General features: G+C 34.5%; 12 protein-coding genes. 5 read left to right on the forward strand and 7 right to left on the reverse strand.

Annotated features, from left to right (window positions below; genetic code table 11):
- Nucleotides 1-44 precede the first annotated feature (44 nt).
- Together AC0GLY_RS06420 and nrdI are read left to right on the forward strand one after the other, a co-directional pair.
- A complete protein-coding gene (locus tag AC0GLY_RS06420) occupies nt 45-3,083 on the forward strand; it encodes a YfhO family protein (protein ID WP_496611344.1) in 3,039 nt (1,012 codons plus the stop codon).
- A 112-nt stretch (nt 3,084-3,195) separates the two neighbouring features.
- On the forward strand, nt 3,196-3,663 hold the full coding sequence (gene nrdI / locus AC0GLY_RS06425; RefSeq protein WP_496611345.1) for a class Ib ribonucleoside-diphosphate reductase assembly flavoprotein NrdI: 468 nt from the start codon (nt 3,196-3,198) through the stop codon (nt 3,661-3,663).
- A 163-nt stretch (nt 3,664-3,826) separates the two neighbouring features.
- On the opposite strand, the gene AC0GLY_RS06430 is transcribed toward nrdI, so the two are convergent.
- The 3 genes from AC0GLY_RS06430 to AC0GLY_RS06440 form a co-directional block, all read right to left on the reverse strand.
- The gene (locus tag AC0GLY_RS06430) at nt 3,827-4,444 is read right to left on the reverse strand and encodes a carbonic anhydrase family protein (RefSeq protein ID WP_496611346.1); all 618 of its coding nucleotides are present in this window, start codon (nt 4,442-4,444) and stop codon (nt 3,827-3,829) included.
- Entirely contained in the window at nt 4,437-5,210 is a 774-nt protein-coding gene (locus AC0GLY_RS06435) for an amino acid ABC transporter substrate-binding protein (RefSeq protein WP_496611347.1), read from the reverse strand. Before AC0GLY_RS06435 ends, AC0GLY_RS06430 begins: the two co-directional genes overlap by 8 nt.
- A 130-nt stretch (nt 5,211-5,340) precedes the next feature.
- On the reverse strand, nt 5,341-7,608 hold the full coding sequence (locus tag AC0GLY_RS06440; protein WP_496611348.1) for an ATP-binding cassette domain-containing protein: 2,268 nt from the start codon (nt 7,606-7,608) through the stop codon (nt 5,341-5,343).
- 164 nt (nt 7,609-7,772) lie between these two features.
- Here AC0GLY_RS06440 and AC0GLY_RS06445 point away from each other — a divergent pair, with 164 nt between their 5' ends.
- Nucleotides 7,773-10,466: an HAD-IC family P-type ATPase gene (locus tag AC0GLY_RS06445; RefSeq protein ID WP_496611349.1), complete on the forward strand. Its 2,694-nt coding sequence runs from the start codon at nt 7,773-7,775 to the stop codon at nt 10,464-10,466.
- Nucleotides 10,467-10,512: 46 nt separating this feature from the next.
- Here AC0GLY_RS06445 and AC0GLY_RS06450 read toward each other — a convergent pair whose 3' ends face one another.
- Nucleotides 10,513-11,706: an MDR family MFS transporter gene (locus AC0GLY_RS06450; RefSeq protein WP_496611350.1), complete on the reverse strand. Its 1,194-nt coding sequence runs from the start codon at nt 11,704-11,706 to the stop codon at nt 10,513-10,515.
- A 159-nt stretch (nt 11,707-11,865) separates the two neighbouring features.
- Between AC0GLY_RS06450 and AC0GLY_RS06455 the strand changes: the two genes are divergently transcribed.
- Complete coding sequence (locus AC0GLY_RS06455) at nt 11,866-12,708, forward strand: DegV family protein (RefSeq protein WP_496611351.1); 843 nt, start codon at nt 11,866-11,868, stop codon at nt 12,706-12,708.
- Between the two features lie 48 nt (nt 12,709-12,756).
- On the opposite strand, the gene AC0GLY_RS06460 is transcribed toward AC0GLY_RS06455, so the two are convergent.
- The 3 genes from AC0GLY_RS06460 to AC0GLY_RS06470 form a co-directional block, all read right to left on the reverse strand.
- Nucleotides 12,757-13,632: a LysR substrate-binding domain-containing protein gene (locus AC0GLY_RS06460; RefSeq protein WP_496611352.1), complete on the reverse strand. Its 876-nt coding sequence runs from the start codon at nt 13,630-13,632 to the stop codon at nt 12,757-12,759.
- A gap of 285 nt (nt 13,633-13,917) precedes the next feature.
- Nucleotides 13,918-20,796: a mucin-binding protein gene (locus AC0GLY_RS06465; protein WP_496611353.1), complete on the reverse strand. Its 6,879-nt coding sequence runs from the start codon at nt 20,794-20,796 to the stop codon at nt 13,918-13,920.
- 266 nt (nt 20,797-21,062) lie between these two features.
- The gene (locus tag AC0GLY_RS06470) at nt 21,063-21,950 is read right to left on the reverse strand and encodes a LysR substrate-binding domain-containing protein (protein WP_496611354.1); all 888 of its coding nucleotides are present in this window, start codon (nt 21,948-21,950) and stop codon (nt 21,063-21,065) included.
- Nucleotides 21,951-22,289: 339 nt separating this feature from the next.
- Here AC0GLY_RS06470 and AC0GLY_RS06475 point away from each other — a divergent pair, with 339 nt between their 5' ends.
- Nucleotides 22,290-22,802, forward strand: a complete 513-nt coding sequence (locus AC0GLY_RS06475) for a TetR/AcrR family transcriptional regulator (protein WP_496611355.1) — start codon at nt 22,290-22,292, stop codon at nt 22,800-22,802.

Raw genomic sequence — 22,802 nt, forward strand, 5'->3', positions numbered from 1 at the left:
ACGGGGCGCTAGCCTCGTCTTTTGTTTAAGGAGACTTCTAAATAATGAATGCAATTAAAAAAATACCAGCGTGGCTGGGTTACACCGTTTTGTTTGCTGTAATTACCTCAACATTCGCTTTTATGTTCTCGCTAACTGATACTTCTTTACTTTGGAGTTTTGATGGAATTGCCCAACATTACCCCATCCTAGTCAGTTTTCATGATCTATTACGAAATTTTATTAATCATCCAATCCATGGATTCACACACTGGTCATGGGAGATTGGACTTGGAGCAGATCAACTAACGAGTTTTTCTTACTATGTAGTAGGCGATTTATTTAACTATCTGATTGTTTTTTTTCCAAAAAATCAAATTGAATTGGGGTATGAATTTTTAGTATTACTTCGTCTATATTGTGCTGGGCTTGCCTTCATTTTATATGCCAAACAATTTAACTTTAAAAAATATAGCCTAATTATTAGTGCCTTAACTTATACCTTTGGGAGCTATGCTTTATACGCTGGTTTACACCACGCCTTTTTTATTCTACCTTTGATTTTCTTTCCTTTATTGGCACTTGGAATTGAAAAAATCATTCACAATGGCTCGCCACTGTGGTTACTCTTTGCTACTTTAATTACTTTTTTAAGTAACTTTTACTTTGCCTATATTTTAGGCTTGGGTTGTATCATTTATGTTATCATTCGCTATTTTTCAGTACGAAAAGCAGCATGGTTTAATTTTAAAACTAGTTTACTTAAATTAGTGATAGCTATTATTGGCGGAATTGCCTTAGCCAGCATTTTATTCATTCCAACAATGCTCTATGCCCTTAAATCAACTAGAATTACCAATGTTTTTGCCAATGGTTATCTTACTTATCCTACCAGTTACTATTTAAATCTTCCCGGTAAAATAATTGGGTTGGGGGGAACATTTAATTTCTGGCTATTAATTGGCATTAGCGGTTTTAGTTTCTTAGCTGTAATTTATACATTTAGTCATTTTAAAAAGTATCTAGTGCTTAATTTGGGATTACTGATCGCAATGCTTGGAATTCTAATTCCCGCCTTCAGTTCCGTTTTCAATGCATTTGCTTCTCCATCTAATCGCTGGACTTCATTAATTTTATTGCCAGTTGGACTAGCTACCGCAGTGTTATCTAATCATATTACTAGCCTATCTAAACGTGATTTAATTACTTTTTCAATTGTTTCTTTAAGCTTGGTAATATTGATTTGGATTTGTAATGGTTTTATTTTCAAAGTCCGACGCCACGATTTTAGCGAATACTTTTTGCTCTTCTTGTTAATTGGAATTTTATTTGCTGCTCAAATTTTCAAATGGAAACCACAAGTCATAATTGGTAGTACTATGTTTATAACTACTTTGAACTTAATTTCATTAGGAATTGGTTTTTACAGTCCTGATAGCAGTGGATATTCTAAGGGAATGCTAAATCAACAAGTTGCTGCTGATTATACCAAAAATTATTATGATGGCGCTGACCAGTTTGTAAAACCAAAATTAACCACTTACCGAACAACGATTGGCCAGCGTTATCATTACTTTCCTGATGATCGAGATAACTTTATCAATACCGACTTTTTTAATGCCGCCTCTAATCTTCCAATGATTCTTGGAACTCATGATATCGCTTCTTATCTAACGGTTGAAAATGGTTACCTCGGTAAGTTGGAACGACTTGTACAAAACAATCAATTTACCCAAAATGCTCCTGTTGCACAAAATGATTATCGATCTTCACTTGAAAATTTATTTGGGGTTAAATACATGTTTCTTCGTTCCGATAAAATTCAAGATGCATTACCCTTCGGTTTCAAAATAATTCGTGACAAAGAACATCAACCTAAATTATTCCAAAATGGTAGTCAAATTACCAGTCCTGAAGCTGCTGCTGGGACAATTATTGCAAAAAACAAAAATGCTCTACCCTTAATGTTTACCCAAACTCAATTAATTACTAACCAAGCATTTAATAAACTGACTGCTAATGATAAAGAACAAGCTTTAATTAAGGCTGCTAATTTAAACAAAGCTGTTTCAGGGATTAAAACCATTAATTATCAAAGCAATTCCAATCCATTAAAATATGATGTGAGCTTTGATTTAACTGATGTGATCACTAATCAGGACCAACTTGATCAATCAGATGTTGCTAAAAAATCTGCTCACTTAGATTCGCCTAATGTTTATTATGCTTCAAAAGATAAAATTGCTTCTATTCTAGAAGAAAACCAAAAAACTACAACTGATTTACAAACCCAAAATCAGAATGGCTTACATTACTTAACTCGCGATGCTTTAGGTAAGGCAATTCCAACAACGCTTCAAATTAAACATCCCGAAAAAACTAAAAATGCTGAATTATATTTAGAATTAGAGGGAATTCAAGGAAATTACAACAGCGAAAACAAAATCAATGAAATTAGAAGCAATCGAGACGCATTGCATAATCAAACTAAAACCAAATTTGATCATCTCGATTATTTCCGTAAGAACATCTCTACTTATGACAACGGAAGTTTTGTTTTAAAAGCTACTGCTAAGGGAATGTCCAATGCTGTAACCCAACTAGGAACTGATGAACTATCTAACTATCTTCCCAAGAAAAAAGCTCTATTAAACCTAGGTTATTCAAAACATGCCCGAAAACAAATTACGCTAAGCTATACTGGAGTTAATTCAATGCACTTCAAACGCGCACGAATTATTGCAGTACCCTTTGGTAATAACTACCAAAAACAAATAAAACAAGACCAGCAAAACGGCTTAACTAAGATTAAAGCCCAACATAATCAGGTTACCGGAATTAGTCATAATTCACATAAGTCTGTGTTAACCACTTCTATTCCTTATTCAAGTGGTTGGAAATTAACGATTGATGGTAAACCAGCCGCAACTCAAGTTGTTAATCAAGCTTTTGTTGGCGCTATTCTCCCGGCGGGTACTCATCAGATTAAATTAATTTACAAAACTCCTGGTTTACTAATTGGTAAAATTGTTAGTGGCATCAGTTTATTTTTAATTTTAATCATTAGCGGTGCATTTTGGTATTTTAAAAAAATAAAAAAGTAATTTTCAACGGCCTAATTAATTAGGCCGTTTTTTATCACCTTTATACACAAATTTATCAATGATTTTATCCTTATAAGCGCGTAAAATAAAAGGAAACGACTAGGAGGATATTATGAAACCAATTAACCTTATTTTCATTTCAAATACTGGCAATACTCGTAATTTTGTACGTAATTTAACGACCTATGCCCTAGAACAACACCAAAAAGATCCTAATCTTCCACTAATAAATAGTATGGAAATCAGTGAACAAACTGATTTTGCAGACGAAAATGAACCATACTTTGTTTCGGTGCCAACTTATTTATTCGGTGGCGATGGTACTGGTGAAAATGTAATTGAAATTATGACCACCATCTTAAGCGAGTACATCGAGTATCACAACAATGCTAATCAATGTCTAGGAATTATCGGCAGTGGTAATAAGAACTTTAACGTTCAATATTGTTTAACCGCTAAGCGTTATGCTAAAAGATTTGACGTTCCCTTCCTAGCCGACTATGAACTTCGAGGAACCGATCGAGATGTTCAACGAATTTATGAAGACATGATTGAACGTACTAAGGAAGTCAACCAATAAAAATAAGACATTATAATAGAGTAACTTCAGCAATTGACGAAAAATCTAAAAATATTTAGCTAAACAAGGAATTACTGTTTCTGAATACACAAGTCTAGTTTTGATAAAAGATTCTAATAAAAAGGGTCCCTCACATAATTGATGTGTGAGGGACCCTTTTTATTTACATTTTTAACCCTTCAATCGGACGCTTTTCTAACGACTGAACTTGACGCGCATTCGCTGGAAAATGTTCAATAAACCAGTCCAATTGTACTTGACTCAGCGTTAATTCATCTGCAGTAATGACTAACCATTCAGTTCCCGGTTGCAACGGCGGAGTCGTCAAAGAACCTAAGTAATGATAACTTATTCCATCAGTTGGAAGGGATAAATTTACTTGAAATGATGATTGTTTAATCAATTTTTGAATTAGAGGGCTAACTTTACCTACTCTAAATAGCAAAGCTAATACTAAAGTCTGTCCAATTGAACTTTCAAAAACAAAATGTACTTCAAAAGCAGCTGCTTGACCATTGATTAAATGTTCAGATGGATGATGAAAATGTACTTGTTGAAATTGATAAGGACGGTGTAAGATTTTAGCCGCTCCATGACCAATGAATTTTAAGTTATTTCCTAAATTCTCCACCTGTGTAAGCATTAAGGGCTCGTAAACTTCAAACGAAAAAGCTTGTTTGCCATTAACGACATCTGCTGATCGAATATCAATCGGTGACTGCAAGTAGTTTTTGACTGATTGCCATTTCATTTGTTGATCATAATTTAACATCTTACTCATGAGTCAAATCTTTTCCAAAGTACTTAAGGGAAAGTTTCTTAATTGTTCCGTCTTTTTTCTCAGCTTTAAGTGCTTTATCCATTTCTTTAGTAAGTCCGGTTGATTTTTTATTAAGCATAGGAGCAATTGGTTCAATTTTAATGTATTTATCAGGAATTACTTGGTAAGTTAAATCAGTATTTTTATGGCTCTTCTTCCAGTAGTTAAAAGCTGCTTCTGAATTAACAGCTCCATCAGCTCGACCCTGATTAATCATATCCATATCTGTTTGGAAGTCAGGAGCAGCTACAACTTTTGCCCCCAACTTTTCAGCAGTGGTCCAGTTTTCTGTCCCTGTTCCAGCTGCAATCGTTTTTCCTTTAAGATTGTCCAACTTCAAACCTGGTTTTGAAATTAGAACACTCTTAGAGTAAATGTAAGGAGTCGCATATCTAAATTGCTTTTTCCGTGCTGGATTAACCCACATGTCGTTAAAAATGACATCATATTCATTAGAACCTAATCCAGCAATTAAAGAATCCCAACCAGTGGTAACAAACTTTGGTTTAAGACCCATTCTTTTTGCAGTTTCACGTGCTAATTCAACTTCAAACCCAGTTAACTTACCATTTTTATCTCGATAGGCATATGGTGCATATGTTCCCTCCATTCCAATGGTTAAAGTCCCAGGAGTCTTAGTATCTGCCTGGTTGCCTTTACTTCCACAGGCTACTAATACCAATGCTGCTAAACCAACCGTTAAAAGTAAACTTAGTTTTTTCATCATCTTTCTTCCCTCATCTAATCCTAAATTTTCACAAAAAAGAACCAGTTAAACTAATGATCTGATAGTTTAACCAGTACTTTCTTTTTGTTAGTAACATTAAAACATTATTTAAATTTAATGTAAAGGATTTTTATTTATTTTCTGCCATATAAGTTTTTAGAGCTCGGCCTGTAAAGGATTGCTCATCGTTTACAGAACCTGACGGAGTCCCACTATATAAAACGTTTCCGCCATAAATTCCAGCCCCTGGTCCAATATCAATCAACCAATCTGCTTGACTAATCACGTCTAAATTATGTTCTACAATAATCAAACTATCACCTTGTTTCACCATTTTTCGGAACAGCTTAACTAGTTTGTCAGTATCTTTCATATGGAGCCCAGCGGTTGGTTCATCAAGGAAATAAGTTTGACCATTTTCACCCAAAGTTTGAGCTAAGCGGAGACGTTGTAATTCTCCTCCTGAAACCGTCGTTAGGGCTTGATCAAGTCCAAGATAATCTAATCCAACTTGACGCATTCGTGCTAATGGTGCTTCAATCTCCTGATTACCAATAAAGAATTCTTGAGCCTGAGCTACTGACATGGCTAAAACTTCGGCAATATCTTTATCATGATACTTGTAACTCAAGGCTTCCTTACTATACCTTTTTCCACCACAGACTTCACAAACTTGCTTAACCGGATCCATGAAAGCCATATCAGTGATTGTTACCCCTTTACCCTTACAACGTGGACAAGCACCTTTTCCGTTATAACTAAAGAGTTGTGTAGAAACATCATTAGCTTTGGCAAATAAACGTCGGATGGGATTCAAAATGTCCAAATACGTTACTGGAGTCGAACGGATACTAATTCCTGCAGTCTTCTGGGTTAAATCTACATAATTACCTTTTAATTTGTCTTTTAAGGCCTGTGATAGTGAAGATTTACCAGAACCAGCGACTCCAGAAAAGACCGTCATAATTCCCATTGGAACCTTAACGCTTACATCGTTTAAATTATGCAAGTTTATGTGTTCTAGATCAATAAATTGCTTTGGTGCAACCACTTTGCCAAAGGAATGTTTTTTTCGTAACCATTCCCCAGTTAAAGTATCAGAATCTTTTAATTCAGGAAATGTTCCTTGGAAAGTGACTTTACCACCATTTGCTCCAGATTCGGGTCCAACTTCGACTACGTGATCTGCAATCGAAAAAATCGCTGGATTATGATCCACAACAAAAACCGTATTCCCTTTTTCTTTCAAGCTTACTAGGGCTTTTTTGATTAATTCGATATCATGCGGATGTAGTCCTACACTAGGCTCATCAAAAACATACAAGATATCTGAAAGAGCATTAGTTAAATGTTTAGCAATCTTAATTCGTTGCACTTCACCCCCTGATAAAGTACTCGTAATTCGATCAAGCGTTAAGTACCCCAATCCAATATCAACTAAAGGTTGCACTTTAACTTGCAAGCTCCGTACAATTTCAGCACCTAACGGATCAGTAACGCCATCTAAAAATTCTAAAAATTGTACCAAATTCATTTGCGTAGCTTCAGCAATGTTAACCTCATTAATTCGGACACTGAGTGCTCGTTTGTTCAATCTCGTTCCATGGCAGACCGGACAGTCGTGCCGAGTTACTACTGCATCAATTGCTGCTTGATGATGTTTACCTTCTGAGCTATGAATAATTGAACGCATAATTCGGGGTACTAATCCTTCGTAGTCCTTGCTCTTAAAAGCTTGCGGTGAATTTGGAAATGGTAACTTAGGCGCATGCATTAATAATTCATATTCTTCAGGAGTATAATCCTTGATTTTTTTATTATTATCAAACAAACCAGAATCACCATATCGCCGCCAACGCCAACTATTTGGTTTAAAACTAACGAAGGTTAAAGCCCCCGTGTTCAATGATTTTTCTGGATCAATTAATTTACTTTCATCAATATCATCAACATAACCTAGACCTTCACAGTGGGGACACATTCCCTGCGGCAAGTTGAAAGAAAAAACCTCTGAATAGCCTACAAATTTATCTCCTACACGAGAAAAAAGTAAGCGAATTAACGAATACATTCCAGTATAAGTTGCTAAAGTTGATCGAGCGTTCCCAGTTAGTTGCTTTTGTTCAATTGCAATTGCAACGGGTAAGTTCCGAATATTCCCAACATGTGGTTGTCCATATTTGGGTAAATATTGTTGCGAAAAACTTGGAAAAGTTTCGTTCAATTCACGCCGTGACATGGCTGCTACCGTATCAAAAACTAATGATGACTTACCAGAACCCGATTCTCCTAAAAAAACAGTAATTTCGTGCTTGGGTAAATCAATGTTAACGTGTTTCAAATTATTTTGATGGGCATCTAAAACTTCAATTTGTTTCCGATAATAATTTTTTCCCATAATGTCCTCACAATCTTTGTTTCTCTTACTACCTATCATATTATGCTTTTCAACTTTGAGCCATCAATTAGCCCCTTTTCGAGTAATAAATTTGACAGTTACCTAATCTTCCTTATATGCTTAACGTATTGTAGAGTAAATTGGATTTATTAAAGGAGAACAAAGTGTCAGAAAAAGGAAAACCTAAGCCGACGAGCCCCAAATTTTATCACCAATCTGATCAATCTATCATCGAGGAGTTTCACACTGATATAGAAACCGGTTTAACAAATGCTGAGGCAAAAGCTCGCTTAAAACAGAATGGTTATAACGAATTAGATAGTAAGCCTGTTCCCAAATGGCAAATCTTGCTTCAACAATTTAATAACATTATTATTTATATCCTAATAATTGCGGCCATTTTCACTTTGATTATGCGACATTATTCTGATTCTTGTGTTATTACAATTGTAATAATCATTAACGCTTTAATTGGCTTTGCTCAAGAAATTAAAGCCAACAATGCGTTGGAAAAAATTAAAAGCCTGTTATCAGCTGAAGCAAATGTCTACCGCGATGGAACTCGAACTCAGATGTTAGCTCGTGATTTAGTCGTTGGTGATATCGTCTACTTAGAAGCTGGCGACAATGTTCCTGCTGATTTACGCCTCGTTGATTTAGATAACTTACGTATCCAAGAATCAGCTTTAACGGGAGAGTCTGATTCAGTAGCAAAAACAATTGCACCATTACCAGTTAATACCCCACTAGCTGATCAAACTAATATGGCCTTTGCATCCACCGGGGTTACCAACGGAAGTGGATTAGGAATAGTAGTTGCCGTTGGGGAAAACACTGAGATTGGAAAAATTTCAACTAGTGTGCAAGGTATGAAACATCAAAAATCTCCTTTAACCAAAGAATTGGATCAATTAGGTACGGGAATTTCTTGGTTTATCATTATTTCATCAGTAATTTTATTTGTCTTCGGAATGTTTTTACAAATTTATTCCATTCCAGTGTTAGCCATGGCAATTATCACAATGATTGTGGGGTCAATGCCTGAAGGTTTACCAGCCGCAACTTCAATTATTTTAGCAGCTGGTGCCCAAAAATTAACCAAAGAACACGCCATTGTTAAAACTTTACCAGCAGCCGAAACCCTAGGTGCTATTGATATTATTGCGACCGATAAAACTGGAACTTTAACGAAAAATGAAATGACGATTCAAGATATTTTAGTAAATGATCAGCATTTTATGGTAACTGGGAATGGTTATGACCCAGCAGGAACTTTCAATTTAAACCAAAAATCAATTGATCCAGTTAACTATCCAGAATTAAAGCAACTCTTAGAGATGGGATTCTTAGCAAATGATGCGTTGATTTTTAAAGACCCTGAAAATCAAAACTGGGAAATCAATGGTGAACCTACCGATGCAGCATTTGTAACGGCTTATTACAAAGCCTTTGGCACTGATTCAAAGATTCCTGCCGAAATTGATCGAATTCCGTTTGATTCAGATTATCGTTACATTGCCAAACTAGTTCAATTTCCCCAACAGCGTGTTATTGCAATCAAGGGAGCTCCCACAACTTTATTTAAATTAGCTGCAAAGGTTAATCCTAATTTTGATATCACGGGATGGACTGACAAAGTTGAACAATTTGCCAAGACCGGCAAGCGAGTAATTGCAGTTGGTTACCTACCTGTTAGTCAGCAAACTAATCAAATTAGTGTTGAATCAATTGCTAAATCAGGAATTAATTTCCTTGGTTTAGTTGCGATTATCGATCCACCTCGTCCTGAAGTAATTCAATCAATTGCCGAAATGAGAACAGCTGGTATCAAAGTCAAAATGATTACGGGAGATAGCCCCGAAACTGCAACTGCTATTGGAAAAGAACTTGGTTTAGCTAATGAGATTAAAACAATGACAGGTGCCGAAATCAGTGGCCTTTCAGTTGAAGAACTAGCCCAAGTTGTTGACCAATATTCAATATTTGCTAGGACTACTCCGTTTGATAAATTAAAAATTATTGAAGCTTATCAACTCAACGGAAATGTTACGGCAATGGTTGGTGACGGAATCAACGATGCTCCAGCTTTGAAAAAAGCTAACATTGGAATTGCTATGGGTGAAAAGGGAACTGATGTTGCCAAAGAATCAGCGGATGTTATTTTAACCGACGATAATTTTTCTACCATTAAAACTGCAATTTCCCAAGGAAGAAGATTATATGACAATATCAAAAAAACAATTTTATTCTTACTTCCAACTAGTTTTGCCGAAGGTTTAATCGTTGTAATCAGTATCCTTTTAGGTCAGCCAATGCCTTTAACTCCAACTCAGTTATTATGGATTAATATGGTATCCGCCGTTACTATTCAACTAGCCTTTATTTTTGAACCAGCGGAGCCAAATCTAATGCAACGACCTCCACGTAGTAAATATCAAAAATTAATGAACCGCCATGATGTTTGGCAAATGATTTATGTCAGTTTAATCATTGCGGGAATGGCTTTAATTGTGTTTGCCATAACAGAACATTTCAATATTTCATTTTTGATTTCTAGTACAATGGCCGTTAACGTCATTATTTTTGGTAAAATATGTTACTTGTTCAACATTCGGACTACAGCACCTGCTTTTTCAAAACATGTTGTTTTATCAAATAAAATGGCTTACGTTTCAATTTTAGTTATGATCTTATTACAATTACTCTTTACCTATGTTCCATTTATGAATGATGTCTTTTCTACTAGTGGATTATCAATCACTAACTGGGTAATTGTAATAATTGCTAGTCTCCCTGTTTTAATTATTACTGAATTTAACAAAGCATGGCGAAAAAATCATCACCTGCCGATTTTATAATTAACAATTTAAAAAGCTAGAATTCCGCATTGGAATTCTAGCTTTTTTATAATGCTTCAGATTTTACAAATTTATGATTTTCCCATAAAACATATAATAAAGATGTAATAATCAACAATCCTACAATGGCAAATAAGAATCCATAGTTAAGCCATTCGACTACAATTCCACCAAATAAAGGGCCAACAGCTTTTCCAAAGGACATGAAAATATTAAACATTCCTTGATACTTCCCTTTTTGTTTTTCATCAGCTAAATTATCAATCCAAGCCGGAATTGATGGAAGTCCATTCATTTCTCCAAAAGTTAAAATAATCATAATGATAATAAAAGCTGAATACTGCTTAGCAAAGATTAACATGAAAAAGCTAAGCGCAAAAATTAATACTCCAAAAGCTACTTGATGAACCATTTTAAAATGGTGTCCAATTCGATTAATAATTGGCTGAACAAATACAATCAATAAACCGTTAATTGGCCAAATGTAACTATATTTTTCAAACGAAATTTTCAAATTACCCATGTGTACTGGCATTACACTTTCCCACAATGTGTAACTTAAATAAATACAGAACACCATCATACAAATACTTAGAATAAGCTTAGTGGTAAAGGGATTCTTTTGCTTACTTTGTCCACCATTTTTAATTTTATGCGTTAAATGTGGTTGCATTTTTGAAAAATCAACATTAAACTCAAAGATGGTCATTAATAATAAAATAATATAAAAAAAAGTTGCAACGGTGAATACGACTGGAACCCCAAATTTCATCAAGTAACCAACAGCAGTTGTTCCAACTACTACCCCAACGTTAATTCCAATGTACAGTGCATTAAACACATAGCGAGTGCTTTTTGACTGAACCTTCGCTGCATAAGAATTTAAAATTGTTAAACTTGCACCTTCACCTAGCCCATAAACAAAAAGTAAAATAGCAAAGCTAGGCCAGTTATTGAAAAAAATTAACAGTATAATGGGAATCATAGCAATAATGATACTGACCAAAGCCGATTTATAGGGAGACCAGCGATCAAAAAAGTACCCTCCAAAATAATTACCAACTACCATGAATCCAGACATGATAAACATCACAATTCCAGCAACGGTTAGTGATTCATGTAAGGTATTATGCATATAGACAGTAATCAATGGCCACATTAATGCTGCACCAGAATTTAACAATAAAGAATAAATTAAGACTGAACTAAGTCTAATCTCACTTCTTTTTTTAATTGCCATATATCCATCTCCTTAAATTTAACTCATTAGTTTCATTTTCGCATAGATTATCCCATTAAAAAAGGGGTCCCTTTGATTTATAAGTGTTAAAGTCAAATTATTTCTACTATAATAAGTACATACAAACTAATTCAATCGTTAGTTGAAAGGAAGTAAACTATGATTCATATTGTAACTGATTCAACAGTTCAATTAACTCCCGAAGAAATTGAACAAAATCAAATTAAGATTGTCCCACTTCAGGTTTCTTTTGAAGGTAAAACATTTGAGGACAATGTTGACATTACCAGAAAACAATTTTCCAATATGCTTCATGATGATGAAAGTGAGTTTCCCAAAACAAGTCAACCTGCTTTAGGTCAGTTTGTTAAAACCTTCTCATCAATTATGGAGAAAGATCCAGAAGGAACCATTATTTGTCTTGATTTAGCTCCCGTTTTAAGTGGAACTGTCGAAACTGCTACTGCTGCGGCTCAACAAGTAGATGGTGACATTCGAGTTATTGATAGTGAAACCACTGATCGTGGTCTAGGCCTTGAGGTCCTTGAAGCTGCTCGTTTAATTAAAGAAGGTAAAACTCCTGATGAAGTTGTAACTGCTGTTAAAGCTTACCGCGAAAAAGTTAAAACTTTTGTATTCGTTAAAAGCTTTGATTATTTAGTTAAAGGTGGACGTGCAAGTCGTGCTGTCGGATTCATTTCATCTTTAATTAAACTAAACGTAGTTTTAGAAGTTAAAAAAGGAAAACTAGAATTTTACGCTAAATGCCGAGGGGCCAAAAAGTTAAGAAAAGTGCGTGATGAATTAGTTCAAGAAATCATCGACAATCCAAAGGTTACTGAAGTTGGTCTTTCTTATGTAGATTCTAGCGAAGAACCAGAAGAAATTAAGGCCATTATCAACAAAGCACGTCCTGATATTAATGTCCTAGTTCGACTTACAAGTCCAGTTATTATGACTCACGTTGGTCCTGGCGGATTTTCAATTATTTTTAATCAGTAAACAAAAAAGCTTAATTTTAGCATTAAAAACTAAAGCTAAGCTTTTTATTTATTGTTGATATGCATCTTCTAAAAGACCAACGATTTTTTTCTCTTCATTAGATAAAGTATGGTCTTTTAACCATACTAAATAAATTAATAATTCTGGAACTGGTTCACTTTCATTAAATTTAACTGACACCAAGTCTTTTTCATGCTTAACAGAATCTGCAAGTAACAGAGTAACACCTAAATTAAGTTTAACCATATTGATAGCATTACTAATATCGCTAGTTCGATAAATAATTTGTGGAAAAATATCTGTATTTTTAGATAATCGTTTGAAAATTTTAGATTGTAAATAATCACTAGGCATTAAAATAAACTTTTCATGAACTAACTCACTAAATTTAACACAATCCTTTTCTGCTAGAGGATTATTTTTATTCACAATTAATTGTAATTTGTGTTTTTGAATTAACAATGAATTTAAATTAGCATCTTCTAATGAATCTATGCTCCCTAAAAAAGATAAATCAATTTGATGATTACTTAATTTCTGAATCAATTTAATCGTTGGTCCTTCAACAATTTCAGTATTTTTAATTGCATCTTTAATAACCTCATAAGCGAAATTGGGGAAGTAAACCTTCTCTGTCAATGGTGGAATTCCTATTTTTATTTTACGCGGATAAATCTCATAATCAATTTCCTGTAATTGATTAAGAATGACTTTAAACCGTTTGTGTAGTTTTTTACCAATTGAAGTCAAAACAAATTGGTGAGTACTAGCATCAAACTTCAGTAATGGTTTTCCAGCTTCATTTTCTAAGGTTTGAATTCCATGATTAACCATTTCTAAACTAACTTGATAATAATCAGCAACTGCTTGCTCATCATTTAGTTCCAATAGTTCTTCAAAATATTTAATATCTTGTAATTTCATTTTACTACTCCTTTTTAGTTACCTATATTACCAATCTATTGTAGTATTGTAGTTCTAATACCAACAAAGTTCTACTATTTATCGAAACGCAATAAAAAATTGCATCTCATAAGGTATGATAATATTTTAATTCGGTTATGTATAATTTTTTAATTAAAATAACCTTGATAACTATAAAAGGATCTTTACATATACTAAAAGCAACCAAATTTTGAAATTAATCAAAATTTGATTGCTTTTTAGTTATTTAAAACTTTTAACCAATTAAATAATTAGTAATTCTAATTATTTGTCTTCTTTTCTTTTTCTGAATCCATCTAATCCAAAGAATCCAAGAATTGAAAGTAAGATTGTACCAATGATACTCATCAAACTAGCAGTAGCATCTTGTCCAGTTTGTGGTAATACATCTTTTTGTGGTGCTTCTGGTTGAGCAGTTGGTTTCTCTGGAGCTTTAGGTTCAGCTGGAGTAGCTGGTACTTCAGGAGTACTTGGTGTTACTGGAGTTTCGGGTACATCTGGCGTTTCAGGTGTACTTGGTGTTACTGGAACCTCATTCTTAACATAATGAAGTGGAGTATCTTTACCTAAATCATTGTGATTAATTGGGTAAGGAGTTCCTGGAACCAATTTATTTCCATTATTATCAACTGGAGTGTAGCCAGGGATATCTGGAATGATTGGGTTCCCAGAATCACTTGGGTTACCAGGTAGGTTTGGATATGGTACTGGATTGCTACCTGGAACATCAGGAACTAAGTTCCCAAGTTTATGGTAAACCACATTAACATCTGAATTTTTAGAGTCAGCAGTAACATTTTCAGCATCTACTTTAGCAGTATCAGTGTAGTAGCCAGTAATTACTGGTGAATTTACTTCTGCTAAAGTTCCATCAGTTGGGGTCCAGTTACCGTAAGAAATAATCTTACCGGTCACTTCATCAAAGGTTGCATTACGACCAAAAGTAGCTGATTCAGTCACTTCTTTAGAAACAACGTTTCCTTGGTCGTCAATGTAGTGAATAGTACGAGTAACATCTTTAACGATATCTTGTTTACCAGTTCCATCTGGATATTTTGGTCCAGTTGGGTTATCTGGGTCAATCGGTTGCCCTGGAGTTCCTGGGTTATCTGGAGTTACCATCTTAGTCTTATGTTTCAAGACAACTGTGAAAGTTGGGTCTTCAGTAGTGAAAGTATAACCATCAGTTGGGTAACCATCACTAACTAGTTCATATCCAGCTGCTTCTAAGGCTGCAATTTCATTCTTAGTTGTGTAACCAGATTTTTCGCCAAACTTACCATCTAAAGCATCACTCTTAATTAAACTATCATTATTATCTTGATCAACGTAGTTAACTGTTGCTTTTTCAGCGGCAGCTACGTATGGCAATGGAGTATCCTGACCAGGATGGTTCTTATCAATTGGATAAGTGTTTCCTGGAGTTAATGGAGTACCATTTGGATCCATTGGAATGTAACCAGGATAATCAGGAATAACTGGATCACTAGGTTTAGTTGGGTCAGTTGGATCATTTGGATATGGGACTGGAGTACCACCAGGAACTTCTGGGATTAAGTTTCCAAGCTTGCGATAAACAACTGTAACTTCACTATCACTAGTATCAGCACTAACTTTTTCAGCAGCAACTGTTGCAGTATCAGCATAGTAACCAGTAATTACTGGTGAATTAACTGCACCAAAGTTATCGTCAGCTGGATTCCAGTTACCGTAAGAAATAATCTTACCGGTCACTTCATCAAAGGTTGCATCACGACTAAAGGTTGTTGATTGATCAACGTCTTTAGCAACTTCGTTACCTTGATCATCCTTGTAGTGAATGATACGAGTAACATCTTTAACGATATCTTGTTTACCAGTTCCATCTGGATATTTTGGTCCAGTTGGATTATCTGGATCTACTGGTTGTCCTGGAGTTCCTGGATTGTCAGGAGTTACCGTTTTAGTCTTATGTTTCAAGACAACTGTGAAAGTTGGGTCTTCAGTAGTATAAGTGTAACCGTCAACTGGGTAACCGTCGGTTACTAATTCATAACCTTGAGATTCCAATGCTGCAATTTCTTCTTTAGTACTGTAGTTTGCTTTATTACCAAACTTACCATTCAAAGCATCACTGTGTAATACAGCATTGTTGTCATCTTGGTCAACGTAGTTAACTGTGGCTTTTTCAGCTGCGGCATTATAGTGAACCGTTACTTCACTATTTTCATCAGTTGACTTAGTTGCTGCTTCTCCAACAACTGGTTGATCTGCAACAAATCCTGGAATTACTGGTGATGTTACTTCAGCATAATCTGGGTTTTCTGATGCCCAAGCTGTTGAGCTGATAATCTTACCAGTTACTTCATCAAAAGTTACATTCCGAGTGTATTTAACTTGTTCGCTTACATCTTTTGATGCTTCAGTTCCATCAGCATATTTGTAGTGAATAGTACGAGTTATATCTTTAACTACGTCTTGTTCACTAGTTCCATCTGGATATTTTGGTCCAGTTGGATTATCTGGATCTACTGGTTGTCCTGGAGTTCCTGGATTGTCAGGAGTTACCGTCTTAGTCTTATGTTTCAAGACAACTGTGAAAGTTGGTTCTTCAGTAGTATAAGTGTAACCATCAACTGGGTAACCGTCGGTTACTAATTCATAGCCTTGAGATTCCAATGCTGCGATTTCTTCTTTAGTACTGTAGTTTGCTTTATCACCAAACTTACCATTCAAAGCATCACTGTGTAACACAGCATTGTTATCATCTTGGTCAACGTAGTTAACTGTGGCTTTTTCAGCTGCGGCATTATAGTGAACCGTTACTTCACTATTTTCATCAGTTGACTTAGTTGCTGCTTCTCCAACAACTGGTTGATCTGCAACAAATCCTGGAATTACTGGTGATGTTACTTCAGCGTAATCTGGATTTTCTGATGCCCAAGCTGTTGAGCTGATAATCTTACCAGTTACTTCATCAAAAGTTACATTCCGAGTGTATTTAACTTGTTCGCTTACATCTTTTGATGCTTCAGTTCCATCAGCATATTTGTAGTGAATAGTACGAGTTATATCTTTAACTACGTCTTGTTCACTAGTTCCATCTGGATATTTTGGTCCAGTTGGATTATCTGGATCTACTGGTTGTCCTGGAGTTCCTGGATTGTCAGGAGTTACCGTCTTAGTCTTATGTTTCAAGACAACTGTGAAAGTTGGTTCTTCAGTAGTATAAGTGTAACCATCAACTGGGTAACCGTCGGTTACTAATTCATAGCCTTGAGCTTCCAATGCTGCGATTTCTTCTTTAGTACTGTAATTTGCTTTATCACCAAACTTACCATTCAAAGCATCACTGTGTAATACAGCATTGTTATCATCTTGGTCAACGTAGTTAACTGTGGCTTTTTCAGCTGCGGCATTATAGTGAACCGTTACTTCACTATTTTCATCAGTTGACTTAGTTGCTGCTTCTCCAACAACTGGTTGATCTGCAACAAATCCTGGAATTACTGGTGATGTTACTTCAGCATAATCTGGGTTTTCTGATGCCCAAGCTGTTGAGCTGATAATTTTACCAGTTACTTCATCAAAAGTTACATTCCGAGTGTATTTAACTTGTTCGGTTACATCTTTTGATGCTTCAGTTCCATCAGCATACTTGTAATGAATAGTACGAGTTATATCTTTAACTACGTCTTGTTCACTAGTTCCATCTGGATATTTTGGTCCAGTTGGATTATCTGGATCTACTGGTTGTCCTGGAGTTCCTGGATTGTCAGGAGTTACCGTCTTAGTTTTATGTTTCAAAACAACTGTGAAAGTTGGGTCTTCAGTAGTATAAGTGTAACCGTCAACTGGGTAACCGTCGGTTACTAATTCATAACCTTTGGCTTCCAATGCTGCGATTTCTTCTTTAGTACTGTAGTTTGCTTTATCACCAAACTTACCATCTAAATCATCACTGTGTAATACAGCATTGTTATCATCTTGGTCAACGTAGTTAACTGTGGCTTTTTCAGCTGCGGCATTATAGTGAACCGTTACTTCACTATTTTCATCAGTTGACTTAGTTGCTGCTTCTCCAACAACTGGTTGATCTGCAACAAATCCTGGAATTACTGGTGATGTTACTTCAGCATAATCTGGGTTTTCTGATGCCCAAGCTGTTGAGCTGATAATTTTACCAGTTACTTCATCAAAAGTTACATTCCGAGTGTATTTAACTTGTTCGGTTACATCTTTTGATGCTTCAGTTCCATCAGCATACTTGTAATGAATAGTACGAGTTATATCTTTAACTACGTCTTGTTCACTAGTTCCATCTGGATATTTTGGTCCAGTTGGATTATCTGGATCTACTGGTTGTCCTGGAGTTCCTGGATTGTCAGGAGTTACCGTCTTAGTTTTATGTTTCAAAACAACTGTGAAAGTTGGGTCTTCAGTAGTATAAGTGTAACCGTCAACTGGGTAACCGTCGGTTACTAATTCATAACCTTTGGCTTCCAATGCTGCGATTTCTTCTTTAGTACTGTAGTTTGCTTTATCACCAAACTTACCATCTAAATCATCACTGTGTAATACAGCATTGTTATCATCTTGGTCAACGTATTGAACGTGAGCTTTTTCTGCATTAGCAGTATAAACTACTTTAGCTGTATCGTTTTTATTTACTTGAATATCATCTTTAACCGTTTGTTGATTAGGAGTGTAGCCTTCGATTACCGGTGAATTAATGGATACATTAGTTTCACCATTAGGATTCCATTTATTCCAAACAATATTACCAGTTACTTTATCTTCAGTCCCTGTCCGAGTGAAACCAACTTCTTTAGTTACATCAGCAGCAGCTGATTTACCATCTTCGTATACATAAGTAACTGTTAAAGTACCTTTCCCACTATTATCTGTTACTTGAGAAGTACCATGAATAAAGTGAACAGTGTATTTTTGGTTGTTTTGAGTACTAAAGTCTGCGGGTACATCATCATTTACATAAACATATCCCTTAGATTCCAAATAAGTTCTTTCTTTTTCAATATCAGACTTATCAATTGCTTGACCAGCTTTACCCGTTAAAGTAGTAACTGGTGAATCAGGAATCACATTACCAGTAGTATCATCAATATAGGTAACTGTTGCTTCTTCATCAACTTTATTAACAACCACTGTATAAGCTAATGGTTTTCCACTATTGTAATCTAATGTAATTCCATTAGTTGGAACATCACTACTTACTAGTGAATATCCCTGTTTTGATAATTCAGCTAGTTCTGCATCTGTTGAATAGTCTTGATGTTCTCCAATTTTACCGGATAAATCATCTGTATGAAGAACCTTATTTCCATTTTGATCTACATAAGTAATTGTTGCTGTTTGCTTATCAATTACATATGGAATTGTAGTATCTTTTCCAGGGTCATCAACTGGAACTGGAGAAGGATCACCAGGAGTTAATACCTTAGATGGATCATTAGGATCAATTGGAACATATCCAGGAATATTTGGAATTGTTGGTTGTTGTGCTTTAGTTGGATCATTAGGATTGATTTTATATGGTTCGTCATGAGTTCCATTATCAATTGGGTTTCCATCATAAGTAGGTACTAATTTACCTAAGGGCGCAACGTAAAAGACAATATTACGTGATTGTGGCACATAAATATTACCTAAAGTATAACTACCAACGCCAGGTTCACCAGCAGGAATGGCCCATGTATATTTCCAGTTATCAGGATTAAATTGATAATCAGCATCAATATGAATCTTATCTGGACCACTATATGGAACTAGACCACCTTTACCATTATTAGCTGATGGGTCCCAGGTTGCACTTTTTAGTGGGTTTCCATTGGCATCAAAAAATTGGACATCCATACCACCATGATCATCAGTTTCCGTATAAGTCATAGTACTATTTTGCTTATAGTGCTTAGTCCAAACAGTTCCTGGCACACCAAAGTTAGAAACTATTCCAGAAGCATTAAGGGGTTTAGCAGAAATGTAGTAAGTAGCTGGAATTTCTGGTGGCATTCCAGTTACATCGTAATGTTGTCCAGCAATCCCATCATAAGAATGTTCAGCCATGACCTTATTCGTATCTTTATTAATCCATGTGATTTTTTGTGTAACTTTTTCAGGAACAAAAGTTGAAGTTTGTCCAAATTTTGTTACAAGGTTTTTTTCTGGACTATCATAGGTCCATTCTTTGTAGAAATAATAACCGTCAGGATTCCCAGTTTTTGAATCACCTTCAACATCATCAGGGAAATAGAATCCAACGTTTTCTTTATCCCATTTTGAATAAACTAAATTAGTTATGTTTTTAGAATCATAACTAGTTCCTGCATCATTCAAAATGATTTTATCCAAAACATTGTTATTCGCATCTAATTCATAGTAATAAACAATTCCATCACCATTACGGTCTGTCGACACTATAATTGATTTAACGTTTGATTGTTGACCATTATCACGATTTACATCGTAATATCCAAAAGTATAATGGTCTGCATCTGGATCGGTAAAAGGAACTCCAGCAGCAGCGTAATCTGGATCAGTAAAAGTAACGTTAAGTGGTTGTTGAGCATCTGAAACTGCTAAATTAGTTTCAGCACTTTGAGTTTTAGTTGCGTCTTCAGTAGCATTTTGTAAATCATTCTCTGGTGCCACTTGTTGTTCTGCAATCTTTGTAGTTTGATCATTAGTTTTTTTATCAGTTTCGGTTGATTGGTCTTCTGATTTGTTGGCAACTATTTTATCAGACTTATTACTGTCGGTTTGACTATTTACAGATTTATCAGTATTTGTTTGTTTAGGTTCATCTGTTTGATTTGAAACCTTAGTTTCAGTATTTTCATCAACTGATTGAGTTGAGTTATTTGAAATAACTTTGTCGGTAGCATCGTTTGTTGCCGTAGAATCAGTTTTTGTTGCCTTTGTTTGATCACTATTATCTTGTGTTTTTTCTGCATCAGCATTAGCTGTACTACTGTCTTGGTTTTGAGTAGTATTCACTGCTGTATCAGCATGTACACTCTTTCCATTTGATAAAAGTGTTCCACCAGCAATTCCGGCTGTAAACATGGTTACCGTAATGGCACCAAACAACCAGCGTTTGCCAGCTTTATACATTTTATAATGAGTCTTATTTTCACTATTAAACATGTATAGACCTACCTTTCGTTTTCAATGTCCACCTAATATTTCAGTAATAAAATTATTACTGTTGAAGTAAAACTGGCTTAACAATTATTAAAAATATCTTTTATCGTCAAAATTAAACCAGCCGTGTAAAGTATATTTTAGACAACTAATTATCGTCAAACACATCAAATTTAATCAATTTTAGTGATGATGTTAATAGTAAAAAATAAAAAACAGCAGTAGTGAAAACAATCACTACTGCTGCTACCATTATAATTTTATTCAACTTAGTCATTATTTATTTCTAATTTAATATTTTTAACTAAATCTTTTTCATATTTACTTAAATGATAATTCGATCGAAATACTAACGAAATATAAATCAATTTATCCTCAACTTCAGGACCATCAACCATCACAATATTATCTTCTGGCTTCACAAAATCACTAAGCAAAAAGGAAATACCCAAATTATCATGAACTAATTTTTTAATCATTTCTGGATATTTAGTTTGATAAACGACGTTTGGATTAGAAAATCTTTGTTTTTTTATATTTTTAAAAATTTTAGCCTGAATGTATTCGTCATTCATTAATATAATATTTTGATTTTCAATATCATTAAAGGTAACTCGCTTCTTATTTGACAACGGATTATTTTTATTAATTGCTACCTTAAATTCATCAGTGGCTAATAATTCTAAATGAGCATTTTCCAGTTTCACTGGCTTCATCGAACTAATAATAGCTAAATCAATTTCTTGGTTACGTAACTTTTTTAATAAAATAGACGATGAATTCACAGTACTCTCTATGTTAAACAAAGTTGATTGATCCAACCTCGTTGCAATTTTAGGAAAGTAAGTATTATTAATCATCGGTGGCAAGCCAATTTTAACTTTAATCTGTGAGTTTTGAAATTTAATTTCTTCTTCCAAACGTTTCAATTCAGCTACAACTTTTTTAGAGTAGTGATGAAAACGTTCACCTTTAGGGGTTAAACTAAATTGATTATATTTATTATCTTTAACAATCAAATCATAACCGATATCCTCTTCCAATCGCTTTATTGCCATTGAAACTGTGGGTTGTCCAACGTTATAAAATTGAGCAACGCTACTGTAATTTTTCAAGTCAACTAATTTCTCGAAATATTTTAAGTTTTGTAATTTCATCTGTTTCACCCCTTTTGGGAAATAATAGAACTGATTTAATTTGTAATCAAATTTGTAATCAATAATACAAATTTTACAAGTTATGTAGTTTATTTAAACAATCTTTTTTAATTTATTCAATAATTACAACGCTCATTACGATAAAAGATGTTAATTCTAACATGTAGTTTATTACAAACTAATGAATATTATGTATTATTCTGATAACTTTTACTAGATTTCAGTTTAGTTGGAACTAATTAATTTTTTGCAAAAAAGTTGACACTCTGTCACTAAGTATGTAGAATAAACCAATGCAAGTGACACAGTGTCACTTTTTTTTATGATAAGGAGATTCTTATGCCAACCAAAACTTTTTTTAATCTCAAAGAATCCAAAAGAATTAGAATTACTAATGTCTTAATAAATGAATTCTCAACTTATAGCATTAACGATGCCAAAGTTTCTGACATTGTGACGAAAGCTGAAATTGCGCGTGGTGCTTTTTATAAATACTTTACTAACCTAACCGATGCCTATCAATATGTCTTTGGTCTAGCCATAAAAAGTATTCATCAACCCTTTGATTATCGTAATTTAAATAATAAAAAGATAATCCAAACAATTAAGGACTTTGTTGATCAACAACGTGATAGTAAGTATCATAATTTTATTAAACTTTATTATCAAAAAAATCAGTACCTACTACCACCACTTTATCAACCTGATGTCAGTAAACTAAGTCCAGCGCAATGGTCCTCTAACATTTTAGTTCACCAAACAATTAAAGATTGTTTATTACATCCTAATCAAGAACAACAATATTTAAGACTCTTAGAAATTAGTTTAAGTAAATTATGTAAAGGAGAATAA

The sequence above is a fragment of the Fructilactobacillus sp. YLN 2507 genome, from assembly GCF_059614085.1.

What these genes read in the sequence shown, in the direction of transcription:
- AC0GLY_RS06450 (WP_496611350.1), bottom strand. Translation starts at nt 11,706, where the DNA reads ATGGCAATTAAAAAAAGAAGTGAGATTAGACTTAGTTCAGTCTTAATT.
- AC0GLY_RS06465 (WP_496611353.1), bottom strand. Translation starts at nt 20,796, where the DNA reads ATGTTTAATAGTGAAAATAAGACTCATTATAAAATGTATAAAGCTGGC.
- AC0GLY_RS06470 (WP_496611354.1), bottom strand. Translation starts at nt 21,950, where the DNA reads ATGAAATTACAAAACTTAAAATATTTCGAGAAATTAGTTGACTTGAAA.
- AC0GLY_RS06455 (WP_496611351.1), top strand. Translation starts at nt 11,866, where the DNA reads ATGATTCATATTGTAACTGATTCAACAGTTCAATTAACTCCCGAAGAA.
- AC0GLY_RS06420 (WP_496611344.1), top strand. Translation starts at nt 45, where the DNA reads ATGAATGCAATTAAAAAAATACCAGCGTGGCTGGGTTACACCGTTTTG.
- AC0GLY_RS06460 (WP_496611352.1), bottom strand. Translation starts at nt 13,632, where the DNA reads ATGAAATTACAAGATATTAAATATTTTGAAGAACTATTGGAACTAAAT.
- AC0GLY_RS06430 (WP_496611346.1), bottom strand. Translation starts at nt 4,444, where the DNA reads ATGAGTAAGATGTTAAATTATGATCAACAAATGAAATGGCAATCAGTC.
- nrdI (WP_496611345.1), top strand. Translation starts at nt 3,196, where the DNA reads ATGAAACCAATTAACCTTATTTTCATTTCAAATACTGGCAATACTCGT.
- AC0GLY_RS06475 (WP_496611355.1), top strand. Translation starts at nt 22,290, where the DNA reads ATGCCAACCAAAACTTTTTTTAATCTCAAAGAATCCAAAAGAATTAGA.
- AC0GLY_RS06440 (WP_496611348.1), bottom strand. Translation starts at nt 7,608, where the DNA reads ATGGGAAAAAATTATTATCGGAAACAAATTGAAGTTTTAGATGCCCAT.
- AC0GLY_RS06435 (WP_496611347.1), bottom strand. Translation starts at nt 5,210, where the DNA reads ATGATGAAAAAACTAAGTTTACTTTTAACGGTTGGTTTAGCAGCATTG.